Below are 14228 nucleotides of genomic sequence, written 5' to 3'. Positions count from 1 at the left end.
CAGCACCGCACCCGCCAGCAGCGGCCCTGTCGGCGGCGCCTCCCGCGGCTGGGTTCGCCGCACTCCCGCACCCGAGGGCGCACCGCCCCCGCCGCGCCGCGACCTTGGCGCCGGCGCCGGCGACGACTAGCCGCGATTCAGCGCATTTCGCCAGCAACAGCAGAGCGCCGGGAACATCCCGGCGCTCTCCTTGTCTGGTTCAGGCTCAGGCCGTGACGGTCGCAGCCCCCGCCAGTTCCCGCCAGTCGGCCGGCTTCGCGCGCTCCTCCTCCGGCAGCGGGCGGATCCACCAGCGGTCCTCGTACTCCGACCAGATGTGGCGCAGCTTCGGCATCACCCGCTCCGCGAAGAGCTGCGTGTTGTACATCACCTTCTCGCGCGGCATGTTCCCAATCTGCATCAGGCACATCAGGTGGCCGACCCGCAGGCCGCGGATCACCTCCTCCATCTGCTGCGCCACGCTCTCCGGGCTCCCGGCCACCACGTAGCCCTGCTTCACGAAGTCGCTCCACGTGAGCCCGGCCCGCTGGGCGCTCGCCTGTGCCCCGACCTGCGCCGTGATCCCCGCCTTCACCGTCCGCAGCGTGCGATAGCCCGGCGCATCCGCGAACCCCGCGTACACGTGCAGGCAGCGGTTGTAGAAGTAGTCCACGTGCTCGGCGTACAGCCGCTCCGCCTCGGCATCGCTCTCGGCCACGCAGACCAGTTGGAGGAACCCGGCCCGGTATGGGTTGAACTCGCCGCCAAGCTCCGCCACCCGGTTCCAGTACTGGTCCATCACCCCCTTCCCCCGCAGGTAGCCGAAGTACGAAAGGTAGCAGTAGACATAGTCCCGCTCCGTCGTCCAGTCCCACGTCTCAAGCGAGCCGCCGCCGGGAATCCAGATCGGGGGGTGCGGCTGCTGCAGCGGCCGCGGCCACGGGTTCACGTACCGCACCTGGTTGTACTTGCCGTTGAAGTGGAACGTCTCGTGGTTCGTCCACGCCTGCAGAATGAAATCGTGGTTCTCGTAGTACCGCTCCCGCAGCGTCGCCGGCGTCATCCCGTAGGCGAAGTTCGTGTCCATGCTCGTGCCGACCGGGAAACCGGCCACCAGCCGCCCGCCCGAGATGCAGTCGAGCATCGCGAACTCTTCCGCCACCCGCAGCGGCGGGTTGTACAGCGCAATCGAATTGCCCAGCACCACCAGCCCCGCCCGCGACGTCCGCCGGGCCAGCGCCGCGGCGATCAGGTTCGGGCTCGGCATCAGCCCGTAGGCGTTCGAATGGTGCTCATTGCAGCAGATGCCATCGAAGCCGCACCGCTCCGCGAACTCCAGCTCGTCCAGGTACTCGTTGTACACCCGGTGGCCCTTGACCGGGTCGAACAGCGAATACGGCACATCCACCCATACGCTGCGGTACCGCTCTTTGAAGTCGTCCGGCAGGTACGGGTAGGGCATCAGGTGGAACCAGTGAAATTTCATCGCGACCCCTCCGTGCGTTCCGCGGCTCCCGCCCCGGCACCGATCCAATACGCCCCTGCAATACCTCCGTCAACTGCCTCCCGGGCCGGCCCCGGTGCTACCCTGCCGGCAAACGACCGGAGGCCTGCCCGTGCGCCCGCACCTTCGCCCGCTCGAGCCCGCCGAAGTGGCGGCCCTCATCGAAACGTACCGAGACCCCGCCCATGCCATCGCCCACCCCCAACACATCCTCGCCGCCATGCGGCGGGAAGAGACGGCCGCCCGCCGGCTCAACGGCTGGCTCGCCGACCACATCGTCGCCATCGCCGGCACCATGGCCTTCTTCCACTTTCTCTGGCTGCTCATCGCCGGGTGGGCGGCATGGCAGACCGGCCTGCTCCACAACCGCGGCTTCGACCCGTTTCCCTACGCGTTCCTCTTCTTCATCCTCGGCGGCATCATGCAGTCCCTCTTCGTGCCCACGATGCTGACCGCCTCCAACCGCGCCGCCGAGCGCGACCGCATCAAAGACGAGACCGATCACCGCGCCTGGTCCCACCTCTACGAGGTGAACGAAGAGCAGCTCCGCCTGCTCCGGGCGATCGTCGACCGGCTCGCCGCGGCGGGTTCCGCGGCAAAGCCCGGCTGACTACGCTTGCGGCGCCCGGAACAGCCCTTCCTGCGCTACCGTCACGATCCGCACGCCGTCGCGCCGGTACATCCCCGCGAGCATAATCGCCCGGGCCGCGTGGGCTGCCGGGCTTTCGCTCACGTAGAGCACCCAGTCGTCGAACCGCGGCGGCCGGTGGAACCACATCGCGTGGTCGAGGCTCGCCGAGGCGCCGCCGGGCCGCCACAGCCCGTAGTGGTGCGCCACCGTCGCGACCAGCCCGCTATCGCTGAAGTACGCCAGCGCCGCCGCGTGCAGCACCGGGTCCTCCGGCAGCGGCGCCGTCATCCGACCCCACACCATGCGCGCCGGCAGCCGCCCGGTGCCGTCATCCGCCCGCGTCGGCTCCGCCGCCGAGCGCAGGTCGATGGGGCGGCCCAGCCGGCTGCGCATCCGCTCTGCCATCTCCGGGGGGAGGTGCTGCATCCGCGGCAGCGCGATCGTCGTCCACCAGGGCGGGCAGGTTTCCGGGTCCGGCGCTTCCGGCATCGGCGCCTGGTGCGAGATCCCTTCCTCCGGCGCCACGAAGCTCACCGATGCTTCGAAGATCGTATGCCCCGCCTGCACCGCCGTCACCCGACGCGTGAGGAAGTTCCGACCCTCCCGCAGCCGCTCCACCGTGTAGTCGATCGGGTCCTGCGGCTTGCCTGCCCGCAGGAAGTAGGCGTGCAGCGAATGAATCGACCCGAACGTCGCGGTGCGGCCCGCCGCCACGATCGCCTGCGCCAGCACCAGGCCGCCGAAGAGCCGCCCTTCCTCCTGGCCCGGCTGCCCCCGGAACCGGTCATAATCCCCCGGCTCCAGGTCCATCTGCCGCAAAAAGTCCTCGATGCCGCCCTGCTGCGGCTGCGCTGCCTCCTGGCTCATGTCCGAACCTCCCGTGTCCGCGCCGGTCTCCCGGTCGCGGCATTTCCGAATCTCGTTCGTCCAGCCTACCCGCCCCGGCCGCCACCGTCTCCCCGCTCCCCGCGCGCTGAGTCGCGTAGCGGCGGCTCCCGGTTCCCCGCTCCCGGCTCCCGGCCGGGGCGCCACGGCGGTGGCGCTCCCAGCTCCCGGTTCCCTGTTCCCACCTCCCACCTCCCACCTCCAACCTCCAACCTCCAACCTCTCTAACCTCTCTAACCTCTCGGCAGTCCCAGCCCCCGTGTGGCGATGATGTTCCGCTGCACCTCGCTTGTCCCGCCGCCGATCGTTGCCGCCACCGAGTGCAGCTGGAAGCGACCGATCCGCCCCGCCAGCAGCTCCCAGCGCGATTGCCCCCGCGAGGTCACCTGCCCGCGCAGGCCCGCCATCCGGTAGAGCACCGCCGCCATGCGCTGCTCCACCTCGCTCGCGTACAGTTTCACGATGCTCGCCTCGTAGTTCGGCTGCACGCCTCGTGCCTGCATCGAGACCACCCGCAGGCTCAAATTCCGCGCCACTTCGACCTCGATCAGCAGGTCCGCCAGCCGGTGCCGCGCCCACGGCAGATTTGCCAGCCCCTCAGCCTTCGCACAGGCGATCGCCTCCTCCAGGATCGCCCGGTATTCCACGCACAAGTCCACCAGGCTCCGCTCGAAGTCCAGCGTCGTCGCGGCCACGTACCACCCCCGGTTCTCCTCCCCCACCATGTTGCGCGCCGGCACCCGCACATCTTCAAAGAACACCTGGTTGAAGCCGCTGTTCCCAACCATGTTGATGATTGGCGAAAGCGAAATCCCCGGCGTTCGCATATCGACCAGGAAGTACGAAAGTCCCCGGTGCTTCGGCGCGTTCGGGTCGGTCCGCGCCAGCAGGATCATCCAGTCTGCGATGTGCGCGCCGCTCGTCCAGATCTTCTGCCCGTTCACCACGTAGTCGTCGCCGTCGCGCACCGCCCGCGTCTGCACGTTCGCCAGGTCCGAACCGGCCCCCGGCTCGCTGAAGCCCTGGCACCACCGCTCCCTCCCCGAGAGGATGGGCTCGATGAACCGCTCCTTCATCCACTCCTGCCCGTACTGCATCAGCGTCGGCGCCACCCAGCCGATACCTACCCCGCCGAACCGGGGCGCCCGCGCCCGGGCCATCTCCTCCTTCAGGATGAACTGCTGCATCACTGGCAACTCGGCCCCCCCGTACTTCTTCGGCCAGGCCGGAGCCACCCACCCCCGCGATTGCAGCCGGCGCCGCCACTCGGCCAGCGCCTCCTTGTCCCGCTCGTGCCCGCTCGAAAGCTGGCCCCATTCACCCTCGCCCGCGTCCCCGCGCAGCGCCTCCGGCAGGTTCTCGGCAATCCACGCCCGGACTTCCGCCCGGAACGCCGCTTCCTCTGGCGAATCCCGAAAATCCATGCCGAAAGCATAGCCCCCGGCCGCCGTCTGTTCAGCCGGCTCAACGCCAGCCGCCCGCGCGCCGATACCTTTCCTGATGAAGCTCGCCCGCCCCCCGGCTCCTCCCCGTGCTGATTTCCTCGCGATCCTGTCCGATCCCGACCTCCTCCAGCTGCTCCTCGTTGCCTGCCCCGATGCCCTCATCGTCACCACCCCGGCGAACGCCGTCGCGCTCTACACCGGCGCCGCCGAAGAACTCTTCGGGTTCTCCCCGGTCGAGGTCCTGGGCCGCTCGCTCACCCGCCTCTTCCCCGATCGCCGCGCCCGCACCCGCCTCCAGCGCCAGCTCGATGCCGCAGGTCGCGTCGCCGGCTTCGAACTGCCCGCCGCGCGGCACGACGGCACGATTTTTCCCGCCTCCGTCTCCGCTGCCCGCGTCACCGGCCGCTTCGGCGAAACGCTCGGCACCGTCTACTACATCCGCGACCACTCCTCCATCCGCGCCATCGAAGAGACCCTCCGCCGCAACAACGAAGACCTCTCCTCCATGGTCTCGCGCCTCGACCACCTGGCCCGCCACGACCCCCTCACCGGCCTTCTCAACCGCGTCGCCGCCTTCGATGCCGCCGAGCGCTTCCTCCTCTCCGCGGCTGACGCCCGCCCCTCCCTCGGCGTCGCCGTGTTCGACCTGGACCGCTTCAAGGCTGTCAACGATACCTACGGCCACCTCGCCGGCGACCGCGTCCTCGCGAACTTCGCCGCCGCGCTCCGCTCGCACGCCCGCGCCACCGATATCCTCGGCAGATTCGGCGGCGAAGAGTTCATTGCCTTCCTGCCCTCAGCCGGCCTCGACGATACTCGCGCCTTCGCCGAACGCATCCGCTTCGCCTTCTCCGCCGTCCCTGTACGCGTCGCCGAGGACCTGGCCATCAGCTGCACCGCGAGCGCCGGCGTTGCAAACATCCCCTCCTGCGCCGAAACCATCGACGAAGCCGTCCGCGTCGCCGATGAACGCCTCTACCTCGCCAAGCGAACCGGACGCAACCGCGTGGTCGACCACGATTCCCCAACGGAGCACGCCGCATGACCCTCGAACCCCCTGCCGATGACCCGCTCGCACGCAACCGCCTGCGCACCATCGTCCAGGCAACCACCGACCTCGCCCCCCTGAAGGCCGTCGCGACGAAGGCGATCCAGCTGGCCGAAGACGAACGCTCCGCCGCCATGGACCTCGCCGCCGTCATCTCCAGCGACCAGGCCCTCACCGCCCGCCTCCTCAAACTCTCGAACTCGGCCTACTACGGCTACGCGCGGCGCATCTCCAACGTGCGCGAAGCGGTCATCCTCCTCGGCATGCGCACCGTCCGCTCCGTCGCCATCTCCACCGCCATCATCGACGCCTTCCGCCTGCCCGACCTCGGCCAGACGCGCTTCGACCAGGACCTCTTCTGGGCCCACAGCGTCACCGTCGGCATCATCGCCGAGACCATCGCCCGCGATACCCGCGTCGTCCGCCCCGAAGATGCGTTCACCGCCGGCGTGCTCCACGACATCGGCAAGCTCGCCATGATGCTCGCTGCGCCCGATGCCTTCGCCGAGCTCCTCGACCTCGTCGAGCACGAAAACATGAAGTACCGCGAGGCCGAACTCGCCGTCTTCGGCTTCGGGCACGAGCTCGTCGGCGCCCGCCTCGCCCAGCGCTGGAAATTCCCCGAGCCGCTCGTGGCCGCCATCCAGGCCCACCACGAGCCCGCCCCCGCCATCGAATCCATGAGCCACGTCGTCGCCGCAGCCAACCTCGTCGCTAACCGCGAGGGGCTCGCCGCCGGCTTCGACTACACCGGCGACCCTGAACGCCGCCCTGCGCAGGCCGTCCCGCCAGCCTGCGACATCGCCATCGGCAAGGTCCACGGCGGCATCGCCACCCTCGAGGAAAAGGCCCGCGCCTTCCTCACCCACGTCTCCTCCAGGCCCCCGCGCTGGTACGCCCCCCACCACGGCGAACTCGACGAGGAGCCCGCCGCCGAAGACGCCGAATCGCCCGCAGCCTGATGATCGGCCGCCCGCCGGCCGAATCCTCTTATGAGGTTCATCCATGAATCGCGACCAGCCGGTCCCGGCCGAACCTGAGTCTGAGCCCGGCAACCCCCGGGGACAGCTCCTCCGCGTCATTGCCCTCGGCGGCTGGGGTCTCGTGCTCGCCGTCCAGGTCGGCCAGTACCTCCATTCGCCCACCACCGCCAACTTCATCGTGACGGTCGGCCTCGCTGCCCTCTTCTTCCTCTTCCTCGCCCACGCCATCTTCATGCACGTCGTCCAGCGGCGCCACTGGCACCGCGTCGCCGCCCGGCTCCAGGGCGCTGCTTACCTCTCCGAGGTCCACAACCTCCCCAACCGCAACTACGTCCTCTCCGAGCTGCGGCGCGAAATGCCCCGCGCCCGCCTCCACCAGTCTCCGTTCGTCCTCATCCAGCTCTCCATCGAAAACATCGACGACATCCGCCGGCGCCGCGGCGAAGACTTCGCCCGGCGCTCCGTCAATGCCCTCGCCGAAGTGCTCAAGCGCCTCACCCGCAGCTCCGATTTCCTCGCCCACCTCGGCGGCGCCCGCTTCTGCGTCATGCTCGTCGATTGCTCCCTCGAGCAATCCTTCATCTACCTGAAGCGCGTCCCCGGCACCCTCTCCGTATCGGACGGCCACAACGTCCTCGATGTGCCCGTCACCGCCCGCATCCACCAGTACGACCTCGAGGCCCTCTACGCGACCGACGTGCTCCGCGACCTCGAAGAAAGCCGGCCCCTGCGGCGCCGCGAAGAGCCCCGCCCTGACGCCCTCGTCGCCTGAGTCCTACCACTGGTAGGTCGCGGCGTCCCCTACCCGGTGCAGCTTGAGGAAGTTCGTCGTCCCCTGTGCCCGGACCGGCAGGCTTGCCACCACCACCACCTCGTCGCCTCGTTCGACATACCCGGCCGCCAGCAGCGAATCGTCGACCACCCGCAGCAGCTCTTCCGTCGTCGTCACCGCTCCCGAGAGCATCGGCACCACCCCCCGCGCCAGCGCGAGCCTTCGGTAGACCGTCTCCGAATGGGTCACCCCGAAGATCGGCGCCCGCGGGTGCACCTTGCTCATCAGCAGCGCCGAATACCCGCTCCGCGTGAAGCAGGCGATCCCGCGCATGTTCGCGTCCGATTCCACGATGCGCCGCGCCGCCAGCGCCACCACATAGGAGTGGTCATCGTGCTCCGGCGCCATCGTCGCGTCGCGGTCCGTCCCGGACGAAGCCTCTTCGGCCCGGCGGATGATGCGGTCCATCATCGCCACCGCCTCAACCGGGTAGCGGCCGACCGCCGTCTCCCCGCTCAGCATCACCGCGTCGGAAAGTTCCCACACCGCGTTGGCCACGTCCGAGGCCTCCGCCCGGGTCGGCCGCGGCGCCTCGATCATCGATTCCAGCATCTGCGTCGCCGTGATCACCGGCACCATCTCCCGAGCCGCCGCCGCGATGATCCGCCGCTGCTGCACCGGCACCTCCTCCGGCGCCAGCTCCACCCCAAGGTCGCCCCTCGCCACCATCAGCCCGTCCGCCTCGGCCGCGATCTCGTCCAGGTGCTCCACCGCCTGGCGCCGTTCGATCTTCGCCACCAGCGGGATGTCCGCCCCGAGCCCTTCCATGACCTCCCGTGCGGCGAGGACGTCGCTGGCGTCCCGCACAAAACTCACCGCGAAGTAGTCCACCCCTTCCGCCACCCCCGCCGCAATCGCCTCCCGGTCCCGGTCGGTCAGCGCGGGCGCCGTCAGCTCCGTCTCCGGCAGATGCACCCCGCGCCGGGGCGCCAGGACCCCGCCATGAACCACCGTGCAGACCAGGTCGTCCCCGTCCCGGTGCGCCGCCAGCAGCTCCAGCTTGCCGTCGTCGAGGAGAATCCGCTCCCCGGGCTGCACATCCTCCAGCAGCCGGTCATAGCCGATGGTCAGGCGTTCCTCGGTGGCAGGGACGGGCCGCGGCGTCACCCGGATGGTGGCGCCAGTCCGCAGCTCGAGTGCCCCTTCGAACGCGTGGTCCCCCGTACGGATCTTCGGCCCGGCCAGGTCAAGCAGCACCGCCACCGGACGCCCTTCGAGCGCCGCCGCCTCCCGCACGAGCCGCGCCATGCCCCGGTGCTCGTCCAGCGTCCCGTGGCTCGTATTCAGGCGCGCCACGTCCATGCCCGCCCGAATCATCGCCCGCAGCCGCTCCATCGAGGCCGAGGCTGGCCCGATCGTCGCCACGATCTTCGTCCGCCGCAGCATCCGCATGCCCCGAGTGTACAGCCGCCCGGTCAACCCCTCGTGACGGCTACACTCCCCATATGGCCTCGCTCAAGGCCCGCGAATTCCTCTTCCTGACCGAGGAGCTCACCCTCCGCGCGCTGCCGCCGTCCGTGCCCCCGCACGAGCGCCGCGTCATGTGGACCATTCTCCAGCTCTCCTGGGGCGTCCCCCACTTCCACATCGAGCTCCAGCCCCAGCCGTCGCGCGGCATCGTCGAACTCGGCCTCCACTTCGAAGGCCCCGTCGAAGCGAACGATGCCCGCGCCGAACTCGTCGCCCGCGCCGCCCACCTCCTCATCCCCGCCCTCGGCACCGCCTGGGAGCTCGAGCTCTGGACCCCCTCATGGCGCCGCCTCCATCGCGTCTTCCCGTTCGAAGCGCTCGATCGCCCCCTCGCCGAGGCCGTCGCCGCCGAGATGGCCGCCGCAATCCCGCGCCTTTACCCGTTCTGCCTGCCCAAACCCGACCTCTCCTTTATCTCTTAGGCCTCGCGGCCCTACTCTGCCAGCATGAACCGCCGCGTCCTCTTGTTCCTCCTCGCCGCCGCCCTTCCCCTGGCTGCAGCAGCCTGCGGCGGCGACGACAAGCGCCCCGAACCGACCGCCAACGCAGCCTCACCGACGTCTATCGCCGCGACCGCCTCGCCCACTGCGGATCAGCCGACCCCCACCCCCGGCCCCATCACCCTCCAGTCGCCCACCGTCACCCGGAGCGGCCTCCGCTACCAGGACCTCGTCGTCGGCACCGGCCCCGCGCCTCAGCCGGGCCAGCGCGTCACCGTGCACTACACCGGCTACTTCACCGATGGCCGCAAATTCGATAGCTCCCTCGACCGCGGTCAGCCGTTCACCTTCATCCTCGGCCTCGGCCAGGTCCTCCGCGGCTGGGACGAAGGGCTCGCCACTATGCGGGTCGGCGGCAAGCGCCTGCTCTACATCCCGTCCGCCCTTGCCTACGGCAGTCGCGGCAACGGCCCCATCCCGCCCAACACCGACCTCATCTTCGAGGTCGAACTCCTCCAGGTTAGCGATTCCCGCTAGCCGCCGGTCTCACTCACGCGGCTCCCACGCGCGCACCACTCGCTCCGCCACCAGCCGTTCGATCTCCTCGCTCCCGAAGCCGAGCTCGGCCAGCACCTCGCGCGTGTGCTGCCCCAGCGCCGGCGAGGGCCGCCGCGTCCCGGTCTCGCCCCCGCTCATCTTCAGCGGGCTGTTCGCCATCACCACCGGGCCCATCACCGGGTGGTCGAACTCCCGCAACAGCTCACCGGCCTTCACCTGCGGGTCGTCGAAGAGCTCCGCGGTGTACCGCACCGGCCCGCACGGCACCCCCGCCGCATCGAACGCCGCGACCCACTCGTCCGTCGTCTTCGTGCTGAAGATCGCCGAGATCAGCTCGTTCAACACCAGGTTCTCATCGGGCGAAAGCAGCTCCGTGTCGAATTCGTCGCCCTCGACGCGCGGGTCCTCCACGCCCAGCACCCGCACCGCCGCCCGCCGCAGCCGGTTGTTCAGGCACGCCAGCGCGATGTACGAGTCCTTCGTCTCGTAGACCTTGTAGTAGGGGTTGTTGCGGCGCCCGGTCTCGTGGCGGGTGGGCAGCTCCCTCAGCACCTCCTCCACCCGCCGACCGCTCGCCCGCGCCTCCGCCATCGCCGCCAGCAGCCGCTCCCGCGGCTCCCGGTCGAGCCGCTCGATCGAGAACATCGGCCGGTACTGGACGGCGATCCCCGCAGCGAAAAGGCTCGTCTCGATGAACTGCCCCTTGCCCGTCCGCTCCCGGTGGTAGAGCGCGGCCGCCGCGCCGTAGGCCAGGAACATGCCAGCCGCCAGGTCGGTCGGCGAGGTCGTGATGATCGGGTGCGGCAGGCCGCCCGCCCCTTCGAACGCCATGATGCCGGTCATCGCCTGCGACACCAGGTCGAAGCCCGGCCGGTCGCGGTACGGCCCCTCGCTCCCGAACGCCGTGTTCTGGCAGTAGATCAGCCGCGGGTTGATCGCCGAGAGCGTGGCGTAATCCACGCCCAGCCGCTCCGCCACGCCCGGGCGGTAGTTCGCCAGCAGGATATCCGCAGTCTCGACCAGCCGGCGCAGGACGGGCTTCGCCTCCGGCCGCTTAAGGTCGATGGAAATACTCCGCTTCCCCTTGTTTACGCCCATGAAGCCGCGGCTCTCGCCCGGGGCCACCGGCGCGGTGTGTCGCCAGAAATCGCCCAGCGGCGGCTCCACCTTGATGACATCTGCCCCGAGGTCGGCCAGCATCTCGCCAGCCAGCGGCCCCGCAATGTACTCGCTCAGGTCCAGCACCCGAATCCCCGAGAAGACCCCCGCAATCTCCATCGACATCGTCCTGTTCGAACCTCCCTGCGCCGGTCAACCTGCCCTACCCCCGCGGCAGGCCCAGTCCCCGCGTGGCGATGATGTTCCGGTTGATCTCCGAGGTCCCCGCGGCAATGGTCAGCGAGACGCTCTGCAGCAGCGCCATCGGCACCTGCCCCCCGAGCGGCGCCCGGTGCCCCTCGAGCAGCTGCCCCGCCAGCCCCAGCGTCGTGAACGCCGCCCGCGCCATTCGCTGGTGCAGCTCCGTCCCGAACGTCTTCGCCATCGATGCCTCGTAGTTTGGCACCAGCCCCCGGCTCTGCATCCACGCCACCCGGTACGACATCAGCCTGCCGACCTGGAACCCCAGCGCGATATCCGCCAGCGCCAGCCGCGTCGGCCCGTGGTCGAAGAGCGTCCCGCCGGGTCGGCCCCGCGCTGGCGTCCTCTTCGCGTACGCCACCACCTCCTCGAACGTCCGCAGTCCCCCGATCACCCGCCCGATGCCCGAACGCTCGAAATCAAGCGTCGCCGTCGAAACGTACCAGCCCCGGTTGACCTCACCCACCACCATCTCCGCCGGCACCCGCACGTCATCGAAGAAAACCTCGTTGAAGCCGGCCTGCCCCGTCATTTGGATGAGGGGTCGGATTGTGATGCCCGGCAGTCGCATATCGACCAGGAAATACGTGATGCCGCGGTGCTTCGGCGCATCCGGGTCGGTCCGCGCCAGCAGGATCATGTAGTCCGCCCGCTGCGCGTTCGAAGTCCAAATCTTCTGCCCGTTGATCACCCACGAATCCCCATCCCGCATCGCCCGCGTCTGCAGCGACGCCAGGTCAGAACCCGAGCCGGGTTCGCTGAACCCCTGGCACCACGTCAGTTCATCGCGGGCAATCGCCGGCAGGAAGCGCGCCTTCTGCTCCTCCGTCCCAAACAGGATCAGCGTCGGCCCCACCCGGTCTGCGCCCATCGTTTGCCCGGGTGCCCGGTGGTACGCCATCTCTTCGTTGTAGACCAGCTGGCGCATGTGCGGCGCCCCCTGCCCGCCGTACTCCCGCGGCCACGACATCGTCAGCCAGCCGCGCTCCGCCAGCTTCTTCGTGAACGAACGCGCATCCCGGCCCGGCCCCCACTCGGCAGCAAGAAACGCCCGCACCTCCGAGCGGAATGCCTCATCCTCCGGCGAAAACCGAAACTCCATCGCCGCGCCCCCTCGCTGTCTGGGCGAACTCTAGCCCTTCCGGCGTTCCCGCGGTAGCGCACCGCCCGGGGGCCCAGGAGCCAGGCGCGCCCCTCAACCAGCGCCCCGGAGCCGCGGGTCCGACGAGCGGTTCGCCATCTCCAACGCATCCTCCACCAGCGCCACCGTCCGCTCCCCGAATGCCTCGAACCCCTCCCCCACCGTCTCCCCTTTCAGGAAGCGCGCGTGGATTCCCTCCACAATCACCGCCAGCTTGTACGTCGCGAACACCTCATACCACTCCACCCGCGAGACATCCCGCCCGCTCAGCCGGCCGTACATCTCCACGATCTCCCGCCGCGTCGGGAAGCCAGGGTGGGCCGTCGCCTTCGCCGCAATCCGCGCGTTCAGGAACCGCTCCGAATCGCCCACCTCGCCCCAGTATCCAAGGGTGTAGCCCACGTCCGTCAGCGGGTCGCCCAGCGTGGCCATCTCCCAGTCCAGCACGGCCACCACCCGCCCCGGGTCCTTCGGGTCGAGCATCATGTTCCCCAGCCGGTAATCCCCGTGCACGATGGTCGGCGCCGGCGATTCCGGCATGCTCGCCCGCAACCGCCGAATCAGCTCGTCGATTGCCGGCAGCTCGCGCGTCTTCGAACGCTCCCACTGCTCGCTCCAGCGGCGCACCTGCCGCTCGAGGTACCCCTGCGGCCGCCCAAAATCCCCCAGCCCAACCGCCTCGTAGTCGATGGCGTGCAGCTGCACCAGGGTCTCTACCAGCGCGCGCGCCACCTTCTGCCGCTCCTCGGCCGTCTCCGCATAGCCGGGCGGCAGCTCCTCCCCGATGATCACGCCCTCCCGGTACTCCATCACGTAGAACGGGTAGTCGTTCACCGACGGGTCCTCGCACAGCGCGATCGGCGGCGGCGCCGGGAACCCCGCCCGCTGCATCGCCTGCAGCACCCGGAACTCCCGCACCATGTCGTGCGCCGTGGGCAGCACGTGGCCCAGCGGCGGGCGCCGCAGCACCCACACCCGGCCGTCGCCCTCCACCCGGTACGTCAGGTTCGAACGGCCCCCGCTGATCAGACTGAACCGCAGCGGCACATCGCCGCCCGGCACATGCTCCGCGAAAAACCGGCGCACCGATTCGTAGCGAATCCCGGCCGGCACCCCTTCGGTCAAGGCTTCGTTGTCCATCGCCGCGAAAGTATACGCTCCCGCTCCTTGCGCCGAAGCCCGCGAGCGCCGAAGATCACAAAGCTCCGAAACTTCGTAGTTCTCCGTGACGATGTCGTTTTTGGAAGATTTAGAACGTTTCACGATCTGCTCCCGCCAGACGGCCTCCCTCCCCGCCGCCGAATGGGAGGCAGCCGCTCGCGAGGCAGCCCACCCGGGCGCCGTCCTCGTCACCACCTGCCAGCGCATCGAATCCCTCGCCCTCGCGCCCTGCCCCTCCGCCTGCCCCGTCTCGCGCTCTGGCCTCGACGCCTTCCGCTACCTCGCCGCCCTTGCCGCCGGCCTCCACTCCATCGCCCTCGGCGAACGCGAAATCCTCGGGCAGGTCCGTTCCGCCCTTGATGCCGCACCCGCGGACCTCGCCGCCATCATCAGCCGTGCAATCGCCGCCGCCCGCGCCTTCCGCCGCCGTCAGCAGTTCGACGCCGATGCAGGCACCCTCCTCCGCCTCGCCCTGCGGCGCCTCCCGCCCCCCGCCGACCTCCTCATCGTCGGTTCCGGGCCGACCGCCGCCGCCGTCTCCCGCGCCGCGGCGTCACTCGACCTTCGGTCCACCACCATCGTCGCCCGCACCGCCCCGCGCTGGCTCCGCCCCGGGCTCGCCTGGTGCCCCCTCGCCGACCTCCCTGCTCTCCCCGCGGCCGACCTCGCCGTCATCGCGCTTGGCGGCGATGCCCCCGTCCTCGAAGCGGCCCAAATCCCCGCCCGCCACGTCCTCGACCTCTCCACGCCGCGTCGCACCGACCCCGCCGACCCCCGCGTCCTCCTCCTCCG

At 69.8% G+C, this 14228-nt stretch carries 13 protein-coding genes and 1 pseudogene; 7 read left to right on the top strand and 7 right to left on the bottom strand.

The window, feature by feature from the left end:
* Positions 1 to 205: 205 nt before the first annotated feature.
* Positions 206 to 1465: an LLM class flavin-dependent oxidoreductase gene (locus tag VAE46_RS03295; protein ID WP_322795488.1), complete on the bottom strand. Its 1260-nt coding sequence runs from the start codon at positions 1463 to 1465 to the stop codon at positions 206 to 208.
* A gap of 130 nt (positions 1466 to 1595) precedes the next feature.
* Between VAE46_RS03295 and VAE46_RS03290 the strand changes: the two genes are divergently transcribed.
* The gene (locus VAE46_RS03290; protein WP_322795487.1) at positions 1596 to 2093 is read left to right on the top strand and encodes a DUF1003 domain-containing protein; all 498 of its coding nucleotides are present in this window, start codon (positions 1596 to 1598) and stop codon (positions 2091 to 2093) included.
* On the opposite strand, the gene VAE46_RS03285 is transcribed toward VAE46_RS03290, so the two are convergent.
* Both VAE46_RS03285 and VAE46_RS03280 read right to left on the bottom strand, forming a co-directional pair.
* Positions 2094 to 2981, bottom strand: coding sequence for an acyl-CoA thioesterase II (locus VAE46_RS03285; RefSeq protein WP_322795486.1), 888 nt, complete (start codon positions 2979 to 2981; stop codon positions 2094 to 2096).
* A 251-nt stretch (positions 2982 to 3232) separates the two neighbouring features.
* Positions 3233 to 4423 (bottom strand): acyl-CoA dehydrogenase family protein, encoded by a 1191-nt coding sequence (locus VAE46_RS03280; RefSeq protein ID WP_322795485.1) that lies wholly within the window; start codon positions 4421 to 4423, stop codon positions 3233 to 3235.
* A 76-nt stretch (positions 4424 to 4499) separates the two neighbouring features.
* On the opposite strand from VAE46_RS03280, the gene VAE46_RS03275 reads away from it, so the two are divergent.
* The 3 genes from VAE46_RS03275 to VAE46_RS03265 are packed head-to-tail and all read left to right on the top strand — an operon-like array spanning position 4500 to position 7247.
* On the top strand, positions 4500 to 5489 hold the full coding sequence (locus VAE46_RS03275) for a sensor domain-containing diguanylate cyclase (RefSeq protein WP_322795484.1): 990 nt from the start codon (positions 4500 to 4502) through the stop codon (positions 5487 to 5489).
* A complete protein-coding gene (locus VAE46_RS03270; protein ID WP_322795483.1) occupies positions 5486 to 6454 on the top strand; it encodes an HDOD domain-containing protein in 969 nt (322 codons plus the stop codon). The genes VAE46_RS03275 and VAE46_RS03270 overlap by 4 nt, the downstream gene beginning before the upstream one ends.
* A gap of 43 nt (positions 6455 to 6497) precedes the next feature.
* The gene (locus tag VAE46_RS03265) at positions 6498 to 7247 is read left to right on the top strand and encodes a diguanylate cyclase domain-containing protein (protein WP_322795482.1); all 750 of its coding nucleotides are present in this window, start codon (positions 6498 to 6500) and stop codon (positions 7245 to 7247) included.
* Positions 7248 to 7250: 3 nt separating this feature from the next.
* Here VAE46_RS03265 and pyk read toward each other — a convergent pair whose 3' ends face one another.
* The gene (gene pyk / locus VAE46_RS03260) at positions 7251 to 8699 is read right to left on the bottom strand and encodes a pyruvate kinase (RefSeq protein WP_322795481.1); all 1449 of its coding nucleotides are present in this window, start codon (positions 8697 to 8699) and stop codon (positions 7251 to 7253) included.
* Positions 8700 to 8752: 53 nt separating this feature from the next.
* On the opposite strand from pyk, the gene VAE46_RS03255 reads away from it, so the two are divergent.
* Together VAE46_RS03255 and VAE46_RS03250 are read left to right on the top strand one after the other, a co-directional pair.
* Positions 8753 to 9199 (top strand): hypothetical protein, encoded by a 447-nt coding sequence (locus VAE46_RS03255; protein ID WP_322795480.1) that lies wholly within the window; start codon positions 8753 to 8755, stop codon positions 9197 to 9199.
* A 24-nt stretch (positions 9200 to 9223) separates the two neighbouring features.
* Positions 9224 to 9754: an FKBP-type peptidyl-prolyl cis-trans isomerase gene (locus VAE46_RS03250; RefSeq protein WP_322795479.1), complete on the top strand. Its 531-nt coding sequence runs from the start codon at positions 9224 to 9226 to the stop codon at positions 9752 to 9754.
* Positions 9755 to 9763: 9 nt separating this feature from the next.
* Here the strand turns inward: VAE46_RS03250 and VAE46_RS03245 are convergent, their stop codons facing one another.
* From VAE46_RS03245 to VAE46_RS03235, 3 genes are all read right to left on the bottom strand, one after another.
* Positions 9764 to 11059, bottom strand: coding sequence for a CoA transferase (locus tag VAE46_RS03245; RefSeq protein ID WP_322795478.1), 1296 nt, complete (start codon positions 11057 to 11059; stop codon positions 9764 to 9766).
* A gap of 37 nt (positions 11060 to 11096) precedes the next feature.
* Positions 11097 to 12236: an acyl-CoA dehydrogenase family protein gene (locus VAE46_RS03240; protein WP_322795477.1), complete on the bottom strand. Its 1140-nt coding sequence runs from the start codon at positions 12234 to 12236 to the stop codon at positions 11097 to 11099.
* Between the two features lie 93 nt (positions 12237 to 12329).
* Complete coding sequence (locus tag VAE46_RS03235; RefSeq protein ID WP_322795476.1) at positions 12330 to 13415, bottom strand: phosphotransferase family protein; 1086 nt, start codon at positions 13413 to 13415, stop codon at positions 12330 to 12332.
* A gap of 91 nt (positions 13416 to 13506) precedes the next feature.
* Between VAE46_RS03235 and VAE46_RS03230 the strand changes: the two are divergent.
* Positions 13507 to 14228: pseudogene (locus VAE46_RS03230) on the top strand (hypothetical protein); the annotation flags it as partial.

It is taken from the genome of Tepidiforma sp. (genome assembly GCF_034433535.1).
Classification (GTDB): domain Bacteria; phylum Chloroflexota; class Dehalococcoidia; order Tepidiformales; family Tepidiformaceae; genus Tepidiforma.
The sequence above is the reverse complement of the archived record's forward strand: the minus strand, read 5'-3'. Positions and strand labels throughout refer to the sequence as shown.